Below are 23820 nucleotides of genomic sequence, written 5' to 3'. Positions count from 1 at the left end.
CATCTAGGTTTTAAATCTAGCGACGACTTATTTGTATTGATTAACCATCAATTTTTTTCACATGACTTAAGATTCTAAGAAAATAAAAAGCGCGATTATTTGGGGTAATCGCGCTTTGCTGACAATTGTGCGTTCAAATCATTCACTTTGTTAGCTTAAGTCAATGATTTGATTTTCGAACGTTTTATACGTTTTCTCTCATTTATATTTTTACCCTCTGAATGCTAAATTCATTCGGTTTTTGCAGCAAAATAGACAGACTTGTCTGTTTTTTTTGAATTATAGGGGATCTTAGGTGAATTACAAGACAGGAAAGAAAGGGTTGTGTGTTTTTTAATCTGACTTGAGTTTAAATTAATCTACTATTTTTAAAGATAATATTAAAAAATTGATCATTAAGCTCGATTTAAATTAGACGATAAAACTATTTTTACAGTTGCGTGCATGACGCTGTTCGTTGGGTGCAAGTACATGGTCTAAGACCATTTGGTGAATATTTTATATGCAAGAAGTAATTAGTGAGTGGGTTCTCCGCTTTTTATTTTTAAGTGAATTTTTGAATCGTGGATTTTACATAACGAAACATCTTCTATGGTTTTAAGCATTAAGTTTATTGATGAATTTGACTAAACTAGCAGCAAAATTATTTCCATGATTACAATTTAGAATTTTTATTATGTTAGGCAAAATATTTGCTGTATTAGAACAATTGGGTCTATCCGCTCAAAAACGTGCCATTCATGTGCAATTTTCCAACCCTGCGTTGAATGAAGAGCTTTTTATTCAACGTATTGATGGGGAGCATGTCTTAAACCAAGGCCTGCAAGCGACTTTGATTTGCCTATCTACTAATGCACTTATTCCACTAAAACAATTTATTGGCGTACAAGTCGCCGTTGATCAAGTGACCGATCAGGGCGAACTCTTCCGCACCACGGGTATTATTACCGAAGCCACCCAAGGCCAGAGTGACGGTTCACTCACGCTGTATAAACTCACTTTAGAAGATGCAACATCGCTGTGGCATAAACGCAGGAACAGCCGTGTGTTTATGAACAAATCTGTTCGCGATGTCAGTGAAACTCTCTTTAAAGAATGGCAAAGCAAAAGTCCGCTCTTTGCTGCCAGTCTAACGCTAGATCTAAGCGGTTTAAGTCAGAACTATGATGTACGACCTTTCATCATGCAGTCGAATGAAAGCGATTATGACTTTTTAACGCGTCTTTGGCGCAGTGAAGGCATCAATTGGCTCATCGATGAAGCGCAGCTGAAAGCACCACATTCCTCAGCGCCAATTGAAAAACAAAAACTCCGCCTGATTGATGACAATAGCCAATATCAAGCACTCAGCCGTCGTAGTATCCGCTTTCATCGTTCTAGCGCCACTGAAAAACAAGACAGCATCACCAGCTTGATTGGTGAACGTAGCATTCAGCCGACTGCGGTACACGTACAGCGCTGGCAAGCCGATGGACTCAGCCAAGAAGAAGGCGCAGGTTCAGTTCAAAGTAAACATCAACATAGCCAAAACCAAGACAATGCCAGTTTAAGTTTGGAACAAGCATGGCATATCAGCCCTGCATGGATGCAAGATTTAAAAGGTGAAGACCAAGCTACCGCTTCATCCAACAGTCAAATTGAAAAATTGAATCAAAACCTAACGCGCTATCATGAGCTACAATCGAAAAAATTCAATGCACAATCGACTGTGCGTGATACACAAGTCGGTTATTGGTTTGAACTGAATGAACACCCTGAAATTGATCAACACAGTGGTGCAGACAAACAATTTTTAATCACAGAAAAGAAATTCTATAACCAAAATAACTTACCCAAAGATCTCACTGAACAGGTCAATCAACTGATTGAACAAAGCCAGTGGAATATTAAACCCATCCATGAACAGGCCGAGCGTCAGGCCAATCAGCTCACATTGCAACGCCGCAATATTGCGACCGTTCCTGAATATAACCCACTCGAACACCGTCCAAGCACCCATCCGCAACGCGCCAAAGTCGTTGGGCCAAGCGGTGAAGAAATACATGTCGATGAATGGGGGCGTATCAAAGTCCGCTTCTTATTTACCCGTGGTGATGACCACAGCCATGATGGCGGTGCAGGCAGCAATGATAATGATACGGACTCTGCATGGGTCGATGTACTGACTCCATGGGCAGGTGAAGGCTATGGCGCACGATTCTTACCGCGGATTAATGAAATTGTAGTCATTGATTTTTTTGACGGTAATATCGACCGACCATTTGTGGTGGGGCGTATACATGAGGCACAGCGCAGTCCGACCCAATTTGATGGTAAAGGCAAACTGCCCGACACCAAAAAACTGGCTGGAATAAAAAGTAAGGAAGTCCAAGGTGAAGGCTTTGGACAACTTCGCTTTGATGACACGACTGGACAAATCTCAACACAATTACAAAGTACCCATGGTGCCACCCAGCTCAACCTCGGTAACCTCAGTCATCCCAAAGAAACCGCAGAAAGTGAGGGAAGAGGCGAAGGCTTTGAGCTGAGAACCGATCAATGGGGTGCAGTACGAGCAGGACAAGGGCTACTTGTCAGCACACACTCACAACAACAAGCAGCGGCAATGCACCTCGACGCACAAGCTGCAAAAGATCAAATCGAAGCCAATTTAAACAGCAGTAAAGCTTTAAGTGAAGTGGCGAAAAATCAACAAACTGACCCACTTGAAGTCTTGGATAATCTGAAAAACTTTCTTGGACAAATTGAAAAAGGCAGTAAAGAAAAAGCTGATGCCTTTAAACAAGCCTTAATGATTTTATCTGCACCAAACTCCATTGCTGTGAGTAGTCAGGAAGATATTCATCTTTCAGCAGATGGACAAATCAGCCAAAGTGCAGGCGATAGCATCAACCTCAGTAGCCAAAAATCTTTAATTGCCCATGCACAAAGCAAAATCAGTCTGTTTGCAGCTCAGGAAGGTGCAAGGCTGTTTGCTGGTAAAGGCAAGATAGAAATACAGGCTCAAGGTGATGGTGCTGATTTAATTGCTCGCAAAGGGATTCAGATCATTTCGACGGAAGATGTAGTTTATATCACCAGTCCTAAAGAAATAATCCTGACTGGAGGCGGATCACAGCTCAAGATTAATGGTTCTGGCATATTCCCTACCACGGGTGGAAAGTTTGAGGTTAAGGCCGGGCAGCATTTATTTACAGGTGGAAGTACGGCTCAACCAAAAAATATTACTTTATCATTATTAGGTGAAATGCAAAATTGGATGGAATTGAACTACCATTATGATGATTTATCACCAGTTAAAGGGGCTCCTTTTAAAGTCTTTTTTGAAGATGGAAGTTACAGAGAAGGTACTTTAGATGATAAAGGGTACGCTAAATTAGAAAATGTACCTAAAGGAAAATCTGAAATTTATTATGGGGAAGATCCGTCAGAGTTTAAAAAAGACATTCCCGATGACCTAGATGCAGAAATTGAAGATACAGACACTATTGACGATGATATTTGGTCACTATTAGATGAAGAAGCATATCAAAAACTTACAAATAACTTACAGAATGGAGCGAAATAATGGGCTCTGTCGCTAAATATAAACGTTCTGTAGATTCTGTTCCCGGTGGATGGCTACAAAGTTTAAAAAAAGACACTATGACTTTCTTTAAAGGTGAAAGTACTGGTGGTTGGGCAATTTTAGCGGAGACGGTAATTGGGTGTGTACCTGTTTTAGGTCAATTGGTAGACGCGAGAGATATTATTAAAGCGATTATCATTTTATCTGCAAATCCAGCTAGCCCTGCTGGATGGTTTGATCTTATTACAGCATTAATTGGCTTAATTCCAGGTGGTGGGGATGCTGTCAAAATGTCATTAAAAAGTGTCAAAAAAGGCGCTTTACCAATGGATAGTATTTTAGATGGTATCCGAAAACTAGGGAAGGGTGATCCTGAGCAATTGATACGTAAGTGTCTAGATCTAAATGCATTACAAAAAAATTTGGATAAGATACTGACAAACCCTAAAGTATTAAATCAGCTAAGCCCTGAAGCTCGTAAAAATGTTGATCAGATTCGAAAAAATTTAGGTAAACAATTACAAGAATTTAAAAAGGAAGTTGATGGCTGGCTAATAAAAAGTAGAAAAACTTCAGCAGATGCAAATAAAAATTCTAAGAACCAAACAAATAAGCCAAATTCTCCAGCAAATGGTGGACAAAAAGCAAACAATACAAATCAGGGCAAATCTAACAGTACCAATAATTCGTCAATAGGCCAAACAGCTATAACTAATTTATCTAATAAATTTAAAGGTATTCTAGGTGAGCATATGGCAGATTACTATTGCCAAGAAATTAAAGGCTGGGGAACTTCAACACATGATAAGATAGGAACGAAAAACTCTCATAAATTGAATGATAATGGGGAAATGGTAAATCTATTTTCTATTAAAAGTAGAGGGCGTGGTATAGATGGAGTTTGGAAGAAAAATAATAATGACGCAAAACCATATGCAATTATTGAGGCTAAATGTAGCCAAAATCCTGCTGCTTCACTTAGAGATTTATTAGGTGATGCTAATGATAAAAATGGTATTGATAAATCAATACCTCAACAACAACAAAGATCTGGCAGAACTTCTAGAAACCGTACTAACACTAGTTCAACTAATCGTAATCTAACTTTAGGTGGCGAAAAATATAGAGATTCTAGTGGAAAAGTAGTTCAAATGAGCCATCATTGGATAACAAATCGTCTTGTTAAATCAGTAGGAATTAAGCTAGCTCCAATAATATTGAAAAAAAGAAGATATGAAAGATATGTTATTTTTTTTAGTGGATTGCAGGTAGTAGAACATGCTGTTGCATTAATTAAATTCTTATCTAAAAAAACAGTAACTGATAAAGAACATTCTATTCATACAGCTACAAAGGTTTGGACTGATAAAGACATTAGTATCGTTGTTAATAATAAATAATTGGAAATTTATTTATGATGGAATTTAAGTTTAATCGTAGACAACAATTTTTAGATGAAAGTTACTATCAATCTACAAGGAGTGAGCTTGTCAGCGCCATAGAAAGTTTTTTAAGTGAATCAAATGATGATGATGATATCGAAGCAGGATGGATAGACTCTTATTCGATAGCGTCTAGATATCAGTTTGATTTGCTTATTTTGGACTATACTGCTGGTAAACCGATTGAGTATTTACGCTTAGAATTTGATAAAGTAATTGAATTATTCAAGGAACTCTCTATAAAACAAAGAGCCTATTATAAAAATAATAATTTTAGTGTTTTTGACATCGAAATTTTAGATGACTATTGTGTATATATATGGATTATCAGCCTTTGTTATTTATTAAAAAGAACTGATTTACTACCGTTGGTAGCTAACCTTGTTGATGGAGAGGATCAAGAAAATGGAGGGAAAGATTGGATTGTAGAGGAATTTTTGGCTTTTAATGACGATAACCGTTTTGATTGTTCAGATGTCCTTTTTTCAAATCCTTATTTTGAGTTATCCAATGCATTTGTGACCCAAGATAATAAAGTTTCATTCAAGCATTTAAACAAATTTTTAAAAAAATGGTATAAAGATTTATCTGGAGCTCCATGGCATGATACCCATAAATCAGAGGGTGGATATTATGGATATTGGGCTTTTGAAGCAGCTTGTGCTGTTATTCTATTAGAAATAGAAAATGATAAAGAATTTCATGAATACCTCTATTATCCTAAAGACTTAATAGAGTTCTATCGTACATTTAAACCTAGTAGTGCTGAAATTGACCTCCTAACTAAATATCAAAAAGTATCAATTCAAGCAGGTAAAAAATGTCCTCAATCAGGTTATTGGTTCAGTGTAGCCAAGGAAAACACTCGTAAATACTTTAAACAAGGGGAAATATTCCCTGATTTTGAAAGTGATTGGGGGGATGTATATTGGCAGTTTGACGGTGAAGAATAAGTGAAAATATGCCCTTCGGGGCAGTTTTTGGGCATAAAATGGATTTAGTTAATATAAAAAGACAACAATTTCTTACACCTCAAATGTATGAAACATTAAAGGCGGAAACTCTGAACACTATTGAAACTTTTAAAGTAAATCCTACAGGTGTTGGTGATTCAATAGAAGAAAGATGGGTATACTCTTATGCTATCGTAGCAGAGGACTATTTAAATCTGCTTATATTGGAATATACAGCTGGCAATAGTTTACCTTTTATTAGAAGCCAAATTGAAATAGTTATTGACTATTATGAGCAATATGGAAGTAAATTAAGAAGTTATCATAAAAATATAAACTTACCAGTTTTTGAATTATTTACTATTGATGGCTATTGTCCATGTATTTGGTTAATCAGTTTGTGTTATTTACTCCACCGAAAGGATTTGCTACCTAGAGTTGCGAAATTAATTGACGGAGAAATGAGAGAAAATGTTGCTCAAGATTGGCTAATTGAAGAGTATTTATCTTTTTCAGATGAAAATAGATATGATTGTTCAACAGTATTAGTACCAAAACCTTACTTATTATTATGTGAAGCCTTTTCAAATCAAGATAATGAAATTTCTTTAGCTTTTGTCCGTAAGTTTTTAAAGAATTGGTACAAAGATTTATCAGGTGCGCCTTGGCATGATACTCATAAATCAGAAGGTGGCTATTATGGATACTGGGCTTTTGAAGCAGCGTGCGCTGTTATTCTGTTAGAGATAGAGAATGATACTGTCTTACATGAATACTTATATTACCCTAAAGATTTGGTTGAATTTTATCACAAATTCAAGCTCAAAACTTCAGTAATAAATTTTCTTGAAAATCATAATAAATTTTCAATTAAAGCTGGGGAAAAATGTCCTCAACAGGGTTATTGGTTTACAGTTGCTAAAGTGAACTCACGTCAATACTTTAAATAGGGAGATATTTTCCCTGATTTTGAAAGTGATTGGGGTGATGTGTACTGGCAGTTTTATGCCTTCGGGGCTTGATAATATTGGATCTCTAAAAAAAGAAGTATTAATTAAAAGAATATTTTATGAGCACAGCACAAGTTTATTTAAATGATGAGGAAATAGAAGAACTCATTCGTGATATTCCATTTGATACTTCCATTTTGTATGGAGAGGAAAATAAAGAGTTCGGAGTTTGCCCTTATATTACATTTTATATTGATCAAAAAAAAACAAATGCGCAAGAATTTTTGATAAAAGTAATTGATATTTATGAGAAATTTGAATTCGAAATAATTGATAAGCCATTTCATTTAAGATTTCGATGTGATATAGAAGTTTGGAAAAAGGCAATTTCATGGATTAGAAGTCGTGAAGAAATATCAGCTGAAATGGCAAAAATTTATAAAAAATATTTCATTTACTATTTAGGTGCAACATCTGCACAATCTCAAGATCAAAGTCCACGTTGGGCTTTAAGTGCAAAGATTAGAGACTCTAGTGAGCGCTATTCTAGTCTAAAATTAACTTTTGGTGATCAATGGTATAGATCCAATAAAGATATTTGGTACTCATTTGTTCAAAAATGTCTAGAAATGCTTAACCCAATTCAAGCATATAGTGGATATGAAATTGGAAACACAAGTCAATTTGCATTTGTTTCTCCTGAATTTGAAACAGTTGAACGGACTTTCACGGATTATTTTTACGGGCTCGATATTGATCATCCTGGTATGGAGTTTTCTCATGAAAATATGTTTATTGCAGAAGATCGGGATGGTTTAGGTGGCGGTATTCGTACCCCAACATGGTGCTTTTTACTTTCTCCCTACTGGCTAGAGAAACTAGGCTTGAGTGAAGAACAAATTCGTGAAAAACTGGATGATCCACGAATTGAAATTACTAAAATTATAGACCCAGAAGATTCAACAAAATACAGCTTATGGATACGTTTGGGAGAGCTTTCACTTTATCCAGTTGAAGAAGGTGTTCCTGATTTATTGGTGATGGCAAATGAACTAATTAAACCGATACGTTGTGATAACTTAAAACTGACCACTTTAGATGCATGGTCAGATGATCCAAATCCACGTTTTGATGCGGTCAGTTCAAAGCAATGGATTGCACGATTTGATGAAGACAGCACTTGGCCTGAATTAAAACGAGTGAAAGTTGAAGTTCAAGAACCAGAAAGAATAGATATTGTTATTGCCGGTAGCCCATGTCCTCACGCAGGATATTGGTATACTTTTGCTAAAGAAAACTCACGTCAATATTTTAAACAAGGTGATATATTCCCTGATTTTGAAAGTGATTGGGGTGATGTGTACTGGCAGTTTGATGGTGAAGAATAAATGGATGTCCTTAGACGCTTGTTCATTTAAGCATGCCACAGAAATTCCAATCCAAAGGTCTAAAAAACAGAAGAAAAGCTATAGTGGCAAGAAAAAGAAATACACCTTTAAAGTACAAGCCATCATTCATTATAAAACTCAGAGAATTCTGAGTTTATGCGCTGATCGAGGTTCAGTACATGATTTTGAGCTCTTTAAACGCAACTTTAATCAGATTCCTATAGGGGGCTTTTATCCTCGCAGATAAGGGTTATCAGAGAATTTATGTTGTATATGTGAATAGTCTGTTGCTATCAAAAGCTAAACGTCACTGTAAGTTAGATCCTGAACTTAAAATTTATAACCAAGAGATCAATAAAAGAAGAATTGGGATTGAGCACATATTTGGTTGCCTTAAAACCTTTAAAATTTTGGCTGAGCGTTATCGAAATAGAGATAAAAGACTGGGATTACGATTCAATTTAATTGCTGGGGTTTACAATATGGAGTTGGATAAAAAATGATTTATGCAAGAGGTCTAATATATTTTTAAATTCACATAATATTTATTTCTTTACAAATAAAAACATTTTGATAGAATTTAAATTAAGTATAAGTAATGTAAGTAATTTCTAAAAATAAACTGGATATTTTAGAGATTTTTAGCAGAGGGTGTAGTGAAAATAATTAAATTTTTAGTCGTAGGTGCTGTGTTGTTAATTACTGGGTGTAGCTCGAAAGTTGTGACCTATGATGCAACTGGTCAGGTGATTGGATCATGTAAAGCAACACGTGGTTTACTTTCGACTGCCAGTGCCCATTGTGGTGGCTCAGGCAATGCGATTGGTGTGAATTACAATACAGTGGATGCCAAGACTGGACTATTACCAGTACCACCAAGTCAAAATCAGATTAATTTAGCACCGTAAATAATAGAGGGGAAATATTGTGAAATTATCAGCACTTATTGCATTAGTAGCAACGGTTGTACTGACGGGTTGTGCATCGACGGTTACTACATTTGACTCACATGGTCGTATGATCGGTTCATGTAAGGCGGAAAGAGGTTTTATTATTGGGGGGGGCGCAGGTTGTTCAGGTTCTGCAAACCAAGAAGGCCGTGGACGTTAATTTTTTCGTGATGATAGCAATAAAAAACCGAGCTAAATAGCTCGGTTTTTTGATCCAATATTATTGGAAATAATAAGAAATCTTATTTTTCAACGAATGCACGTTCGATCACGTAGTCGCCTAGAACGCCCATCTTAGGAGATTCTTTCAAACCGTGCTGGTCAAGTAGTGCAGCAACGTCGTCTAGGAATGCAGGTGAACCACAAAGCATTGCGCGGTCAGTTTCAGGGTTGAAACGTGGAAGCCCAATTTTTTCGAAAAGTTGTCCAGATTCAATGGCAGTTGTTACACGGCCTTGAGTATGGAATTCTTCACGAGTTACCGTAGGGTAGTAAACCAATTTTTCTTTCGCGCCTAATTCACCAAAGAATTCGTGGTTAGGAATTTCATCTAAGATTAAATCTTGATAAGCCAATTCCGAAATGAAACGTGTACCATGTACAACGATGATTTTTTCAAAACGTTCGTAAGTTTCAGGGTCACGAATTACAGAAAGGAACGGTGCAAGACCTGTACCTGAAGAAAGTAGGTATAAGTTTTTACCAGGGTTTAAGTCATCTAGAACCAACGTACCTGTAGGTTTTTTAGATACTAAAATTTCATCGCCAACTTTTACTTTTTGTAAAATAGACGTTAAAGGACCATCTGGAACTTTAATAGAGAAAAACTCTAATTCTTCTTCATAGTTTGCGCTTGCAATAGAATAAGCGCGCATTAAAGGCTTACCATTTACTTCAAGGCCGATCATCACAAATTGACCGTTTTTAAAACGTAACGCAGTATCGCGAGTGGTTTTAAAAGAGAATAAAGTGTCATTCCAATGGTGGACGTGAGTAATCTTTTCGACGTTAAAAGCAGCCATTAAAGGTCTCAATAAAATTATCAAATTAGAACAGCTTACTATTCTAATCTAAAATCATTCTCGATAAACTGAATATATTTAATTGAACTTATCAGAAAAAGTGATTATGTCTGAGCTTAAAATGCCAATTATCGGGTATATGAAATCTCCCTACCGAGAAAAATTTGGTATTCCACGTCAGCCGAATTTGGTGCAAGTCGAATCTTATATTGAAATGGTGGAACCTTATAACGATTTATTGGCTTTCGAAGGGATTGATGATTTTAGTCATCTTTGGCTGATTTGGCAGTTTCATGAAAATAAAAATGCAGATTCGACAAAATTTCGTCCGCAAGTTCGTCCTCCGCGTTTAGGTGGTAATCAAAAAATCGGGGTATTTGCGACACGAAGTATGTACCGACCGTCACCTATGGGCTTGTCGGTTGTGCAGCTCAAAGGGGTGAAAAAAGTCGGAAAATCGGTACGTGTCTATGTTGTCGGTAGTGATTTGTTGGATGGAACACCAATTTTAGATATCAAACCCTATATTCAATATTCAGATGCAGTTATGGATGCGCAAAGCGGTTATGCGCAGGATGAGCCAGAAAGAAAATCTGTGATTTGGTCAGAGCACGCTGAGCAACAAAAACAGGTATTTTTGAATAATGGCAATTTAACCGAACAATTAACAGCAGAACTGGAACAAGTATTGAGTTTAGATCCACGTCCTGCTTATCAGCATGATGTTGAACGTATATATGGCATGTTGTTTGGCGGTTGTAATGTGCGTTTTTGCGTAGACACTAATAAAATAGTCGTACACGAAATTCTAAGTGGTTAAAAAGATCAGGTTTTAAACCTGATCTTTTTTGAAATCGAATTACTTTAATTTAGAGTATTTATCAATTTCAGTACTAGCGATATTGTTAAATAGCGAGCATTCATTTTTGATTGCTTCTACATAGTTAGTTTCAACTTTTGCTTCCAGGCTATCCTTTCCATAATTTTGAATCGCCTCATCTAAGTCAGCTTGATAGTCTTTAATATCATTAGCCAATGTGTAAGTGGTCCCTGATTTATAGTATGAGCCATAACGATAATTTTGATTAAACTGCACATAAGCATCAAAATCATAATTTACAGGTTGATTTTTCGAAATATAAACTGGATAAGAAGCTATGTTTTGGATGGTATAACCGTCATCTAAATATTCAGTAGGATCAAAACCATTAATGTTGTCACCAAGGAGTTCAACATAATTTTTTGAACTTGATGATGTTTTCAGTCTTAAGCAAGTTGAACCTTGAGGAAAAGTTTTTCCTTTTAATTTTGAATAATAGAAACTAGGGAATGTGCCCAACTTCGTTGCTAACGTAGTATCTGCACCTGAAAGATAATTAAATGTGTCTACGTAATAGCCAATTTCTTTACCTGTTAAATTTACCACTTCGAAATTTTGAGTCAGTTTCAGACCATTGAAGTTTTGACTAGATGCTGGTGTGAAAATCCATTGGCTATCATTTTTAGAAATTAAATTGGCAAATTTATAACCATATTCGGTTTTGTTCAGCACTGGTGTATAAAGGCCTTCGTCTGTTAAATAATCAGAAATTATCCATTTCAAGTCATAATTTTCATTGTTATTGCTTAAATAATCAACATTGAAATAAATAGTATTATTTTGAATATTGAAATGTGTTTTTTCGAATAAATTGTCGCTTCCATCCCAATATGATGATGAGTAGATTGACCATTTATTATTTTCGGAACTAGTTTCAGCTCCATTTCCTGATCCAGTTTCAGATGAAGTAGAACTATTGTCTGAAGAGCCGCCGCCGCAAGCGCTTAGAATTAAGGAACTAAAAATGGCTAGGCTTAAAATTTTAAATTTCATGTTACCCTCTTTAATAAATTATGAATTACGTCACTATTATTTGTGACTGTTGCATATAGTATAGAAAAACATAAAAAAGGGAATGTTAAAAATTAACTAATTAAAATTAATGATTTAAGTTAAATTTTTCTTAATAATTTAAGTAAAAAATATTGCGTTTTAATCAGCTGGTTTTGTTATAGTGAACCTATGTTTGGGGAACATAGAACAATGACTTTTAATTTTGAAATTGACACTTCTTGGTGTTTAGACCAATTACAAAAAGATGGACGTATTACTGAACGGGACAAAATACTGATTCAAACCACGCACCGTCAGCGTGAGCAGTTGAAATGGCATCCTCTACAATGGATTGCCAATTTTAATTTAGTCGATCAGAGTCATCCGCAGTCTACCTTAACATTGAATAGACTTTGCCAATGGTTGGCAGAAAAGTCTGGAGTACCGTTTTATATTATCGATCCTCTAAAAGCTGATGTGCCTGCTTTGACAGCCATTATGTCTCAGGAATTTGCAGTACGAAATCGCATTTTAGCGGTTGAATTACAAAATGAGCATGTGCTGATTGCAACGGATCAACCTTATAAAAATGAATGGATTGCCAATTTAGAGAGAACGGTATTACCACGCAAGATTCAGCGTGTATTACTCAGTCCAGACCAACTACAGCGTTACTTGGTTGAATATTACCAAGTGAGTCGTGCGGTCAGTAATTCGCAAAAATCATCGAGTTATGACCGTGAAAATAAAGGCGTTGAAGCACTATTACAATTAGGTGATACACAAAATCCAGATGCCAATGATCAGCATATTGTGAAGCTTGTGGATTGGGTCTTACAGTTTGCCTTCGAACAAGGTGCAAGTGATATTCACCTCGAGCCGCGTAAAGATACAGGAAAGGTGCGTTTTCGTATCGATGGCGTATTGCATACCATCTACAACATGCCCGCAAATACCCTGACAGCCGTGGTCTCGCGAATTAAGATCTTAGGTCGGATGAATGTGGCTGAAAAACGTAAACCGCAAGATGGACGTTTAAAAACCCGTACACCCAAAGGCCAAGAAACAGAGCTACGTTTATCGACGCTGCCAACAGCCTTTGGTGAAAAGTTAGTCATGCGTATTTTTGACCCTGAAGTCTTGGTACGTAGTTTCCAACAGCTCGGTTTTGAAGGGCGTCTGTTGGATGATTGGAAAGCATTAACCAGTCATAGTCACGGTATTATTTTAGTGACTGGTCCGACAGGTTCAGGTAAGACCACCACGCTTTATTCATCACTCAAACAATTAGCAACTGAAGAAGTGAATGTCTGCACCATTGAAGACCCGATTGAGATGTTAGAGCCAAGCTTTAACCAAATGCAGGTGAATACAGGGATTGATCTGGGCTTTGCTGATGGTGTACGGGCTTTAATGCGTCAAGACCCTGACATTATCATGGTCGGGGAGATACGAGATCATGATACGGCAAATATGGCGATCCAAGCTGCATTAACAGGTCATTTGGTGCTTTCAACTTTACATACCAATGATGCACCATCGAGTTTGACGCGATTACATGACCTAGGTATTCAGCCTTTTTTAACGGCAGCGACCATTTTAGGGGTTTTGGCACAACGTTTGGTTCGTCAACTCTGTCCACATTGTAAGCGTGAGACTTTTATCAATGAACAAGAGTGGAAACATTTGACCTTTGAATATGCGATACAAATGCCTGATTTTGTCTACGAGGCGGTGGGCTGTGATGAATGTCGTCAAACGGGTTATAAAGGCCGTGTGGGGATTTATGAATTTATGCCACTCAGTATTGAAACCAAACAATTGATTGGTGCCAATGCAGATCTAACCCAATTACGTACACAGGCACGTAAAGAACATGTCGAGCCATTACGAATTGCAGGTGCGCGTAAAGTACTTGCAGGGGTGACGACTTTAGAGGAAGTTCTGCGTGTCGTACCGCTCAACTAATGGTTCGATCAAATAAATAAAAACGTCTTTGCAGCTTAAGATTCGACTCATCTTGCTTTGTTTAAATAGCGCTATCGAAATAGACAAAGTAAGAGAGACCGAAGATGACAACATTCACTCAATTGGTATGTGGTTTAGCATTTGCAGGTGTGGCATCAGTGGCAGTTGCGAATACAGCAGTCAATCAGGCTGCAGTTGCACCGATGAAAACCACATCGGTGAAACATGCCTTAGGCTTAAAAGATGATAGTAAAGTTCAATTGAAAGGTTATGTTGTGAAATCGATGGGCGATGAAAAATATCAGTTCCGCGATAGCACAGGCAGCATTACAGTGGATATTGATGATGAACTTTGGCAAGGCAAAGCGATTTCAGCTAAAACACCGGTAACGCTCATTGGAGAAATCGACATTGATTACAAACCGACGAAACGCGTTGAAGTTGATGTCGATCAAGTAAAATTTTAATTTAGCCTGTTATTCATTTCAGTGCTGCTCCATAAAAAACCACGGCTTGCTGTGGTTTTTTTATGATATGAGTAGATATGAGCAAAAGTTCGATACACTGAAGTCGGAACCATAGAAATAGGGTAGGTAAGATGCGAATTTTATTGGCAGAAGATGATGCATCCCAAGCAGACAGTATAAAAACATGGCTTGAAATGGATGGCTATAGTGTCGATTGGGTTGATCGCGGCGATCACGCTATTTTGGCTTTAGAACAACATCAATATGATTGCATACTTTTAGATCGTGGCTTACCAAAAGTAACTGGTGATGAAATTTTAAAACGTATCGTACAGTTGCATCCGCTTACACCAGTTTTATTCATTACTGCTCGGGACAGTATTGCAGATCGTGTAGAAGGTTTAGATCTGGGTGCTCATGATTATTTGGTAAAACCCTTTAGCTTGGAAGAGTTGTCAGCAAGGGTACGTGCCCAATTACGCTTGCATCATCAACAGCGTGATAATTCTCTGACTTTCGGGGATTTAAGTTTAGATGTACAAGCCAAAACGCTGCGTAAAAATGCGGAATTGATTACGCTGACATCGCGTGAATATCAAATCTTGCATAAGATGATGTTAAATCCTGAGCATATTATGACGCGTAGCCAACTCGAAGAATCACTCTATGCTTGGGGGGATGAAGTTGAAAGTAATGCGATCGAAGTTTTTATTTACCAATTGCGTAAGAAGATTGGCAGTGATTACATCAAAACCTTAAGAGGTTTGGGTTATCGCATGAATCTTCCACAACAAAGTTAAGTCTATGAGTGATAAAAAAAGCATTTCCTTACAGTCGCAACTGATTAAAACCTCACTGCTCAGTGCAATTTGGGCGGGAGCAATCTCCCTGTGTCTGATGTTGGGATTTGGTCTTTATCACATCATGAGTGTACATGATGCCCTGATGGACGAAGTGGCTGACATGCTCACTGCTACTGATCTCACGCTGAAGCAAGACGAACAAATAGATGAGCTGAGTGAAGAGTTTGATATGCAATATCAACTCATGCAAGGGTCGCAAGTCTTAACCACATCGGAACAACACACAGCATTTGAACATCAGCCCAATTTAAAACAAGGGTTGCATTATCAATGGAGAGAAGGCGCGCTTTGGCGTAGCTATGCACTTCAGGACGATGGATTAAGCGTACAAATCATTCAACCGATGAAAACACGGCTCAGAGAAACGCTGCAAAGCGTACTAGGCTATGCAGGGATTCTGTTGATTGTCTGGTTGATCCAATGGCTATTACTGCATATTTTGATTAAACGTCAATTGAAAGTTTTACAGCTTTTTTCAAAACAAATCGCTGAAAAAAATGTAGATGACTTACAAGCCATTGTCTTACCTGAACCTGTATTACAAGAACTAGAGCCGATCCAAACACAGCTGAATTTTTTATTAAGTCGATTAGATCAAGCCTTAGAGGCGGAACAACGCTTTACATCCGATGCTTCACATGAATTACGCTCACCGCTGTCTGCGATTCAAATGCGACTTCAGGTATTAAAACGAAAATATCCCGACATTCAGCAGGATTTATTGAGCATACAGCACGATGTTAATCGAGGAACGCGCGTGTTGGAAAATCTACTGATTTTGGCACGGCTCGACCCGACGCAATCGGAGCAATTAGATAAAAAACAAGAAGACTTAGAACAGCTGAGTTTACAAGTCTTTGACGCTTTACAGCCTTTTATTGAAGAAAAACAGATCGAATTGAAGCTACAGACCCAGTCTGTACAGTTTGCGATGAACCCAGAGTTGATGTTTAGCTGTCTACGCAATTTAGTCGATAACGCAATTCGCTATAGTCCTGAGCAAGGACAGGTAAAGATTGATTTAACGGTAACAGCACAGCAGGCGGTTTGGACGATTGAAAATCAAGGTGCGGGACTGACAGTCGCAGAATTGCAACGCATTGGCGAGCGATTTTACCGTGTATTGGGAACGAAGACGCAAGGTTCAGGTTTAGGTATTTCAATTGCCCAAAAAATTGTACAGTTACATCAAGGCCATTTAAATGTGGATGCATCTGAACTGGGTGGCTTAAAGGTACAACTCATTTTTCCAATCCGCTAAAAACATAATTTACCCTATGGAATTTGAGCGAAAGAGTATTGTGAGAGGAAGATGAGTGTTGCGATTTAAATTAAGTTTGAGTAGCTATAAAACTTAATTTAACTAAGTACAAAACTTAAAAAAGCAGTAAGCGAATGGCTTACTGCTTGTGTCCACGATTATTTTTATTGCGCTGATAATTATTATTTTTATCAGAAATTATTTGGTCAAAATAAGGCGATTATTTCGTGTTAAACGTAGTCGATATTCTTCACCTGCATGCATAATGCGAATTTCACGTCCTAAAGCAAAAAGGTTGTTTGAATGTAGCATTGGCAGTGAGTGGTGTGCTTCATTGCTACGAGTAAAAAGGCTAAATGGTGCGTTCATTCCGTCGACTCCGTGGTGTATTTCTGAATGGTTTAAATGATAATCATTATCGAATAGGCCTGTCAACGGTAATTTTAGGATTTTATAAAAAAGATAAATTTGCTTACACTTAGATATCAATTGGAACAGAGTAGAGAGCAGGGAACTATGTCTAAACCGCAAATCGATGTCGCCATTGCGATTTTATTGCATCAAGACAAAGTACTGGTGGGTTGGCGTGAAGCAAAACAACATCAGGGCAATAAACATGAGTTTCCGGGCGGTAAAGTCGAGCAGGGTGAAAGTCCTGAACAGGCTTGTCGTCGTGAAATTTTTGAAGAGGTTGGAATTGGTTTACATGACTGGCATGCTTTTGATTTTATTCAACATGAATACGATGATGTTATTGTGAAATTACATTTATTTCATGCCACCGTCCCGCATGCGTTGCTGAATGAAATCCAAAAGCCATGGGCCTGGTATTCGCGTCAACAACTCATGAGTTTGAATTTTCCAAAGGCCAATCAAGCTATTTTGCAGCGTTTATATTGGCAGCAACAGATCAAAATCACCGCCGATTTACCAACACTTGAAACGCTTAAAGAGACGCTGTTGTATTATTGGCGAGTCGATGCCAGCGCAGAAAATGCAGAGGCATTAAATCAATTACCTACCGTGATTTTAAAGCAATTGATAATTAATGAAGATCTATGGTCATTACTCTCTACAGAGGTGCAAGCACATATTTCGGCTTTACATCTTAAGCAGCACCAATTGCTGAAAAAAAATAAAGGTGATTTACAGCTTGGGAAGCGCTATATCGCAGCTTGTCATGATCAAGTTTCTGCGCTGCATGCGCAAAAAATTGGCTGTGAGGCTATTTTTATGAGCCCAGTTCTGGCGACACAAAGTCATCCAGAGGCGCAAGGTATGGGATGGGCGCATTTTTCTGAGATTGCACGAGGCATAGAAATCCCTGTTTTTGCTTTAGGTAGCATGCGTCCTGAATTATTGTCTATTTCACAGCAACATCATGCTTATGGGGTGGCAGGTATTTGCAGTTTTTAAATTAAAGTGTGTATTGAATTAAATTTGTATTTAAAGTCGATATTTTAGACTTAAAGTAACTATTGGAAATAAGCTTACTTTTAGTATGTTTTAAATAAAAAAGCCTGATCTCAATTAAGATCAAGCTTTTTTACGGGGTGCTTAAAGAGCTTTAATTGCTTGTTGTGCTTTTTGAATGGTGCTGCTTTTCTTTTGCATTTGACCGGCTTTTAAAACAACATTCCAAAGCTGTTGTTTCATCGGCTTGGTTTGAGCATAGCTTAATCCACGCAGTGCCAACGATTCTGCATTCGCAGGCTGATTTTTTCGATTGGCGATCATTGCCAAATATAAAAAAGTTTCCGCAGATTGCGGTGCCAAACGCTGTGCTTGAGTTGCCGCACTTTCAGCTTCATTCCATTTTCCATTGGCATAAGCGGTTCGCGTACTTTGCATCAATTTTTTGAATGCAGGCAAGTCACGACCATCATCAAATTTTTGAATTTGGGTTTTCTGCTCAGGAATAACGATGCGTTGACGTTTAATTTCTGGATGGTCATATGGCGTAATAATGACCCCAGAAGAGTCATGGATATCTGCCTTTTTTTCAGGTGGAGCAGGCGGCTTTTGCTCAGGTTCGACTATGGTTTGGCAACCAGCCAAAATGATCGTCAAAACGCTCAGAATACTGAACGTTTTTAAAACTTTAATGTTTTGCAATTTAATTTGTATACTCTCCACTTGAGATGATGCGAGGTTGATCAGATGAACCCTGATCATTATCGACATCACTTTCACGAATGTAGTCACCTAAACTATCATTTTGTTCCTGAGTTGGCTGCGTCTCTTCAGTATCAACTGTGTAAGGTTCTACTTCATATTGTGTCGAACCACATGCCGTCGCTTGATTTGGAATAGAGTTGCGCGACAGAGGAATATACATCGCACCTGTACAATGCTGTGCAGATAAATTACCTGAATAACGGTCTAACCAATGCCACTGTACGCTGTCTGGTTGACGTAAATTAACTGGTTTTTGACGTAACTGCTTCATGACATTGGTCCAAACAGGAAGTGCTCCTGACGAACCAGTTAAGCCTGTAACTTTGTTGTTGTCTAAACCTAACCAAACCACACTTAAGTAATTACCTGAATAACCTGCAAACCATGAGTCACGCGTATCATTGGTTGTCCCTGATTTACCTGCAAGTTTAAGTGAAGCCGGTAATGATGCATAAGCAGAACGGCCTGTCCCTGAACTCATCACTTGTTGTAAACCGTAGTTCAAGATAAAGGCTGCATCAGGTGCAATAGTCGGTTGTACCGTTAAGCTATAACGATCTAATAAACGACCATTGGCATCGACCACTGAACGAATAGCTTTCACTGGATATTTGAAGCCACCGGTTGCAAAGTTTCCATAGACACTCATGACTTCCATCGGTGACATATCGATAGCACCGAGGTAAATCGAAGGGTAGCTTGGAATATTAGAAGTCACACCAAACTTTTTCAGATGGTTAATAAAAGTCGACATACCGAACTCTTGACCTAAGCGTACCGCAGAGAGGTTATACGAGTTTGATAGGGCATCGACCATTGGTACGACACCATGTGCGCCACCACTATAGTTTTTCGGTGTCCAAGCTTTGCCATCACTTTGAATGCTGATAGGACTGTCTTCGATTTGACTCGCCCAGTTATAACGGTTTGATTCTATCGCACTGAGGTAAATCACAGGTTTTAGCAATGAACCGACTTGACGTTTAGCATCCATTGTACGGTTAAAGCCAGTAAAGTCCTGCGTTGAACCGACTGCTGAAACCAATTCACCATTTTCAGGATGAGACACCAGTACCGCGCCTTGTAATTCTTTCAAGCGTGCTGGATTGGCATTACTTAAACGTGCCACAGATTCTTTAAATGCAGTTTGTACACGAGTTTGAGCAATCGGGTCCATCGCGGTGAAAATACGCAGACCTTGATTGGTCAAATCGCTTTCTTGGTATTCGGTACGCAGTTGACGACGCACGATATCCATATAGTCTGGGAAGCGAGAAGGGCCCAATGTTGGTTTTGTAATGACATTTAATGGACGCGCTGACTCAGTTTCATATTGTTCTTGAGTTAAATAGCCCATCACCACCATATTGTTTAACACAATATTACGGCGTTTAATCGCACTTTCAGGGTTTTTCCACGGATTATATAGGGTCGGACCTTGAACCAAACCGACTAAATACGCCTGCTGAGCAATATTTAGTTCACGCAGCGGTAAACCAAAATAGAATTGTGAAGCTAAACCATAACCATTGATGGAATAGTTACCGTTTTGCCCTAAGTTCACTTCGTTTAAATAAGCTTCAAGAATTTCATCTTTGTCATAGTGAAGTTCAATCAGCATCGCCATTAAGGCTTCGTTGGCCTTACGCTTAATGGTTTTTTCAGGCGATAAATAGAAATTTTTCACCAATTGCTGAGTGAGGGTCGAACCACCTTGACGTTTACCACCAGTGACATTACTTACGATGGCACGTGCTGTACCACGAATGGAAATACCATGATGCTGATAGAAATTGCGGTCTTCGGTAGCAATTAAAGCTTGGATTAAAGGCTTAGGTACTTTATCGAGTTTAATCAGCACACGGTCTTCATTGTGCTGAGGATAAATACCACCAATTAACATCGGCTCTAAACGGGCAATACCACTACTTGAAGGTTTGGTCGCACTTACTTCAGTGATTTGATCTTCACCAAAGGTCACTTTAAGGACTTGTTCAGGGTCGACACTATCACCAAAGTCAAAACCACGCGTATGGATATAGGTCACATTGCCAGAAGTAACGTAACTCCCCGTTTTCGCATAGCTGTCTTGAGCGTTATAGCCCAAAAGTTTCAGTTCTTGGTTGAGGTCTGCTTGGCTTACAGGCGCATTGGTGTAAATTTCTAAAGGACGTGCAAATACCTTGGCTGGAATGTCCCAACGTTGACCTTCGAATTTATCCCGTACAATATTATCTAGACGAATAAGATAAATGCTGAACACGAGAAATCCGCCGATAATCAACAGCGAAAAAATCAGTGCAATTATGCCTATGCCACGTTCAGAATTCATAAATAGTGATAAGACCCTGAGAAATTTTGCTAATCATGCGAAGCTTTTCAGTATTTTGCAATATTTAAACTGTTATATGTATGCAAAATATTGGAAGCTACTTCACTAAAGTCGAAACTTTAAAGTTTTTTTAAATCATTTCTGTTAGTGATATGATACCAATGAGGCGAAGCGGAGCAAAAGCGCAGGTGCAAATTTCACATAAATCATTTCGAAACATTGGGTTGATTGGTCGTCCAGACAAATCATCAGTGATCGAAACCCTATGTTTGATCCACGATCATATTTTGAGTTTGGGATTACATCCTGTATTTGATACGCAAACAGCGCAGCTGGTTCCCTACAATAATACTCAGACGGTCAGCCGTAATTTATTGGGTGAAGTTGTCGATTTGGTGATCGTTGTCGGCGGTGATGGTTCATTGCTTCATGCTGCACGTGCCTTGGTGAAATACAATACTCCTGTGATTGGGGTGAACCGTGGTCGTTTGGGCTTCCTGACCGATATCAAACCGACAGAAGTGATTTTCAAGTTAGATCAAGTGCTCAAAGGTGAGTTTCAGCTAGACCGACGTTTCTTGTTGGAAATGGAAATTCGCTCGAAAGGCGAGTCGATTTATGATGCTGTGGCTTTAAATGATATTGTGCTGCATTCAGGTAAATCGGTACATATGATCGACTTTGAACTGAATATTGATGGGCAATATGTATACCGCCAACACAGTGATGGTTTAATTGTTTCGACACCAACTGGCTCTACAGCCTATGCATTATCTGGTGGTGGTCCGATTGTCCACCCAAGTATGGATGCGATTGCCTTAGTGCCAATGCATCCTCATACTTTGTCGTCACGTCCGATTGTCGTGGGCGGACAAAGTGAAATTAAAATTTTGATTCGTGAAAACCGTGTTTTACCAATGGTCAGTGCCGATGGTCAACACAGTGTATCATTGGGTGTAGGCGATAGTTTACATATCCGCAAACATCCATTTAAGCTCAACTTATTACATCCACCTGGTTATGACTTCTATATGGCATGTCGTACCAAGCTAGGCTGGAACCAAGATTTTGACTCATTAAAGCAGGATTAATTATGAATATTGAACAGATGCTTGCCGTACTCGATCCTGAAATTGTTGGTCGATTAAAAACGGCAATTGAAATTGGTAAATGGCCAAATGGCGTAGCGCTGACTCAAGAACAACGTCAAATTTGTATGCAAGCGGTGTATGCATGGGAAATTAAACATTTGCCAGAAGATGAGCGTAGTGGTTATATCGACCGTGGGACCAAAGAAGAAGATGAGCATTGTGACTCGCATGTGGAAGAACCTGAGTTCAAGCCGATTCGTTTCGTTTAATCTATTTTCTTTCTGATTGAAAAAGCCAGCTTAATGCTGGCTTTTTATTGGCTTGATGCATGCCTAAATTTTTTGCTTCATACTGCTTATTTAAACGTGACGATTTGCCCACATGGTTTTGGCAGTTTGCATTGCATCATCAAAACTTGCGACGGCGCCCATGGTATACAGTGCGATTCCCATGGTTTCGGTGACCGCGATTTCACCATATTCATGTGTCTGCTGACCGTCCCAAACGGCTTTAAAAACGGCCAAATCGAGTTCTTCTTCGACTGGACTACGGTTGTCCGTCAGTTTAGGCAACTCATGTTCATACATTTCACCCTCTTTGATGCCACAAATTAAGGTTTTTGCATCGGGGTTACGTTCGAATTCACCACCTTCACCCTTAATGACAGCACTATTTTGATAACCCAATTGGAATGCCGCACGTTGGTGTGATCCACGATAGGCCGGATGGAAAATCGCTTGCATGGTGGCTTTGGCATTAAATGGATTTATCAGACGCGCAAGGGTGTGAATTGGGGAACGTAAGCCCATGACATTGCGTAGTGAAATTAAATCACTGAGTATTGGTGAAATCACGTCGAGCGGAATATAAGCAAAATGACGTTGTATAAGCTGCTGTTCCACATCTGTATCATTTTTGCAAATAGGAAAACCCAAATACTCTAATACTTGTTCTGTATAAAGGCGGTTAATGGTATGACCTGAAGCGCCATGCATTACGACATTGTAGCCGTGTTTTGCCAGCGTTAATGCGGCCAATAAAAACCAAGGATAATGTTTGCGTTTACCTGCATAAGATGACCAATCTAAATCGACATCAAGCTTTTTAAACTTGAGCTGATCACGTGTGGCTTGGACAAAGCCTGTCAGTTCATCGACAGATTCTTCTTTTACACGCAATAACATCAAGAAAGCGCCCAATTGAACGTCTAAAACCTCATCTTTTAAGATCATGCTGAACGCTTGGTAGGCTTCATCATAAGTGAGAGAACGTGCGCCATTTTTACCTTTACCCACGATACGGACAAATTGCGCAAAAGGATGTTCAAAATCTTTGTAAATATTTCGTTTATTGTTCATGCAAATACTGGGCTTAAAATTAGGACTTAAGGATAGTTTACTTCTATAGTTGGTATTTTTCAGCCTGATAACAGGTTTAAAAAAGGATGTCTTTAGACTATCGTCTAATAAACTCGGTCTATTATTTAACCGAAATTAACATTTGTGGCAGAACAA

Annotated in this window: 22 protein-coding genes and 1 pseudogene; 17 read left to right on the top strand and 6 right to left on the bottom strand. The window is 38.5% G+C overall.

All coding sequences use genetic code 11. From position 1 onward, the window contains the following. Positions 1 to 676 precede the first annotated feature (676 nt). The 9 genes and pseudogenes from FTU65_RS07815 to FTU65_RS07780 all read left to right on the top strand — a co-directional run bounded on the left by FTU65_RS07815 (position 677) and on the right by FTU65_RS07780 (position 9411). Positions 677 to 3568, top strand: coding sequence for a type VI secretion system Vgr family protein (locus FTU65_RS07815; RefSeq protein WP_180066631.1), 2892 nt, complete (start codon positions 677 to 679; stop codon positions 3566 to 3568). Continuing rightward, positions 3568 to 4968, top strand: a complete 1401-nt coding sequence (locus FTU65_RS07810; protein ID WP_180065543.1) for a hypothetical protein — start codon at positions 3568 to 3570, stop codon at positions 4966 to 4968. The genes FTU65_RS07815 and FTU65_RS07810 overlap by 1 nt, the downstream gene beginning before the upstream one ends. A 14-nt stretch (positions 4969 to 4982) precedes the next feature. Next, on the top strand, positions 4983 to 5963 hold the full coding sequence (locus FTU65_RS07805) for a PoNe immunity protein domain-containing protein (RefSeq protein WP_180010882.1): 981 nt from the start codon (positions 4983 to 4985) through the stop codon (positions 5961 to 5963). A 38-nt stretch (positions 5964 to 6001) separates the two neighbouring features. Continuing rightward, positions 6002 to 6910, top strand: a pseudogene (locus FTU65_RS07800) (PoNe immunity protein domain-containing protein); the annotation flags it as partial. Positions 6911 to 7032: 122 nt separating this feature from the next. Further along, positions 7033 to 8301: a type VI immunity family protein gene (locus FTU65_RS07795; RefSeq protein WP_180005254.1), complete on the top strand. Its 1269-nt coding sequence runs from the start codon at positions 7033 to 7035 to the stop codon at positions 8299 to 8301. Then, on the top strand, positions 8270 to 8548 hold the full coding sequence (locus FTU65_RS16550; RefSeq protein WP_368856485.1) for a transposase family protein: 279 nt from the start codon (positions 8270 to 8272) through the stop codon (positions 8546 to 8548). Before FTU65_RS07795 ends, FTU65_RS16550 begins: the two co-directional genes overlap by 32 nt. A 28-nt stretch (positions 8549 to 8576) precedes the next feature. Further along, a complete protein-coding gene (locus FTU65_RS16165) occupies positions 8577 to 8804 on the top strand; it encodes a transposase (RefSeq protein ID WP_257245643.1) in 228 nt (75 codons plus the stop codon). A gap of 153 nt (positions 8805 to 8957) precedes the next feature. Next, positions 8958 to 9209: a hypothetical protein gene (locus tag FTU65_RS07785; protein ID WP_180010878.1), complete on the top strand. Its 252-nt coding sequence runs from the start codon at positions 8958 to 8960 to the stop codon at positions 9207 to 9209. Positions 9210 to 9228: 19 nt separating this feature from the next. Beyond that, the gene (locus FTU65_RS07780; RefSeq protein WP_180005252.1) at positions 9229 to 9411 is read left to right on the top strand and encodes a hypothetical protein; all 183 of its coding nucleotides are present in this window, start codon (positions 9229 to 9231) and stop codon (positions 9409 to 9411) included. Positions 9412 to 9493: 82 nt separating this feature from the next. Here the strand turns inward: FTU65_RS07780 and FTU65_RS07775 are convergent, their stop codons facing one another. Then, the gene (locus tag FTU65_RS07775) at positions 9494 to 10273 is read right to left on the bottom strand and encodes a ferredoxin--NADP reductase (protein WP_078189109.1); all 780 of its coding nucleotides are present in this window, start codon (positions 10271 to 10273) and stop codon (positions 9494 to 9496) included. 106 nt (positions 10274 to 10379) lie between these two features. Here FTU65_RS07775 and tsaA point away from each other — a divergent pair, with 106 nt between their 5' ends. Continuing rightward, positions 10380 to 11093: a tRNA (N6-threonylcarbamoyladenosine(37)-N6)-methyltransferase TrmO gene (tsaA, locus tag FTU65_RS07770; RefSeq protein WP_180010876.1), complete on the top strand. Its 714-nt coding sequence runs from the start codon at positions 10380 to 10382 to the stop codon at positions 11091 to 11093. A 39-nt stretch (positions 11094 to 11132) separates the two neighbouring features. Here the strand turns inward: tsaA and FTU65_RS07765 are convergent, their stop codons facing one another. Then, a complete protein-coding gene (locus FTU65_RS07765) occupies positions 11133 to 12146 on the bottom strand; it encodes a hypothetical protein (protein WP_168379329.1) in 1014 nt (337 codons plus the stop codon). A gap of 210 nt (positions 12147 to 12356) precedes the next feature. Here FTU65_RS07765 and FTU65_RS07760 point away from each other — a divergent pair, with 210 nt between their 5' ends. The 4 genes from FTU65_RS07760 to FTU65_RS07745 all read left to right on the top strand — a co-directional run bounded on the left by FTU65_RS07760 (position 12357) and on the right by FTU65_RS07745 (position 16705). Further along, positions 12357 to 14114, top strand: a complete 1758-nt coding sequence (locus tag FTU65_RS07760) for a GspE/PulE family protein (protein WP_180027311.1) — start codon at positions 12357 to 12359, stop codon at positions 14112 to 14114. A gap of 104 nt (positions 14115 to 14218) precedes the next feature. Further along, positions 14219 to 14581 (top strand): NirD/YgiW/YdeI family stress tolerance protein, encoded by a 363-nt coding sequence (locus FTU65_RS07755; RefSeq protein ID WP_180066629.1) that lies wholly within the window; start codon positions 14219 to 14221, stop codon positions 14579 to 14581. Positions 14582 to 14712: 131 nt separating this feature from the next. Continuing rightward, positions 14713 to 15381 (top strand): response regulator transcription factor, encoded by a 669-nt coding sequence (locus FTU65_RS07750; protein WP_180009491.1) that lies wholly within the window; start codon positions 14713 to 14715, stop codon positions 15379 to 15381. A gap of 4 nt (positions 15382 to 15385) precedes the next feature. Continuing rightward, positions 15386 to 16705, top strand: coding sequence for a HAMP domain-containing sensor histidine kinase (locus tag FTU65_RS07745; RefSeq protein WP_180066627.1), 1320 nt, complete (start codon positions 15386 to 15388; stop codon positions 16703 to 16705). 198 nt (positions 16706 to 16903) lie between these two features. On the opposite strand, the gene hemP is transcribed toward FTU65_RS07745, so the two are convergent. Beyond that, positions 16904 to 17074: a hemin uptake protein HemP gene (hemP, locus tag FTU65_RS07740; protein WP_078189103.1), complete on the bottom strand. Its 171-nt coding sequence runs from the start codon at positions 17072 to 17074 to the stop codon at positions 16904 to 16906. A 147-nt stretch (positions 17075 to 17221) separates the two neighbouring features. On the opposite strand from hemP, the gene FTU65_RS07735 reads away from it, so the two are divergent. Further along, complete coding sequence (locus tag FTU65_RS07735; RefSeq protein WP_180066625.1) at positions 17222 to 18121, top strand: NUDIX domain-containing protein; 900 nt, start codon at positions 17222 to 17224, stop codon at positions 18119 to 18121. A 141-nt stretch (positions 18122 to 18262) separates the two neighbouring features. Here FTU65_RS07735 and FTU65_RS07730 read toward each other — a convergent pair whose 3' ends face one another. Both FTU65_RS07730 and mrcB read right to left on the bottom strand, forming a co-directional pair. Continuing rightward, positions 18263 to 18784, bottom strand: a complete 522-nt coding sequence (locus FTU65_RS07730) for a tetratricopeptide repeat protein (protein WP_257222973.1) — start codon at positions 18782 to 18784, stop codon at positions 18263 to 18265. Between the two features lie 37 nt (positions 18785 to 18821). Beyond that, positions 18822 to 21215, bottom strand: a complete 2394-nt coding sequence (mrcB, locus tag FTU65_RS07725; RefSeq protein WP_180010867.1) for a penicillin-binding protein 1B — start codon at positions 21213 to 21215, stop codon at positions 18822 to 18824. 152 nt (positions 21216 to 21367) lie between these two features. Between mrcB and FTU65_RS07720 the strand changes: the two genes are divergently transcribed. After that, positions 21368 to 22306, top strand: coding sequence for an NAD(+) kinase (locus FTU65_RS07720; protein ID WP_078189100.1), 939 nt, complete (start codon positions 21368 to 21370; stop codon positions 22304 to 22306). Positions 22307 to 22308: 2 nt separating this feature from the next. Beyond that, positions 22309 to 22575 (top strand): YeaC family protein, encoded by a 267-nt coding sequence (locus FTU65_RS07715; protein ID WP_078189099.1) that lies wholly within the window; start codon positions 22309 to 22311, stop codon positions 22573 to 22575. 90 nt (positions 22576 to 22665) lie between these two features. Here the strand turns inward: FTU65_RS07715 and FTU65_RS07710 are convergent, their stop codons facing one another. Then, positions 22666 to 23664, bottom strand: a complete 999-nt coding sequence (locus FTU65_RS07710) for a glycosyl transferase family protein (protein WP_180010865.1) — start codon at positions 23662 to 23664, stop codon at positions 22666 to 22668. Positions 23665 to 23820: the final 156 nt, after the last annotated feature.

This window comes from Acinetobacter sp. YH12129 (genome assembly GCF_013418685.1).
Lineage (GTDB): Bacteria > Pseudomonadota > Gammaproteobacteria > Pseudomonadales > Moraxellaceae > Acinetobacter > Acinetobacter amyesii.
Note: the sequence above shows the minus strand (reverse complement) of the source record. Positions and strands in the feature narration are given on the sequence as shown.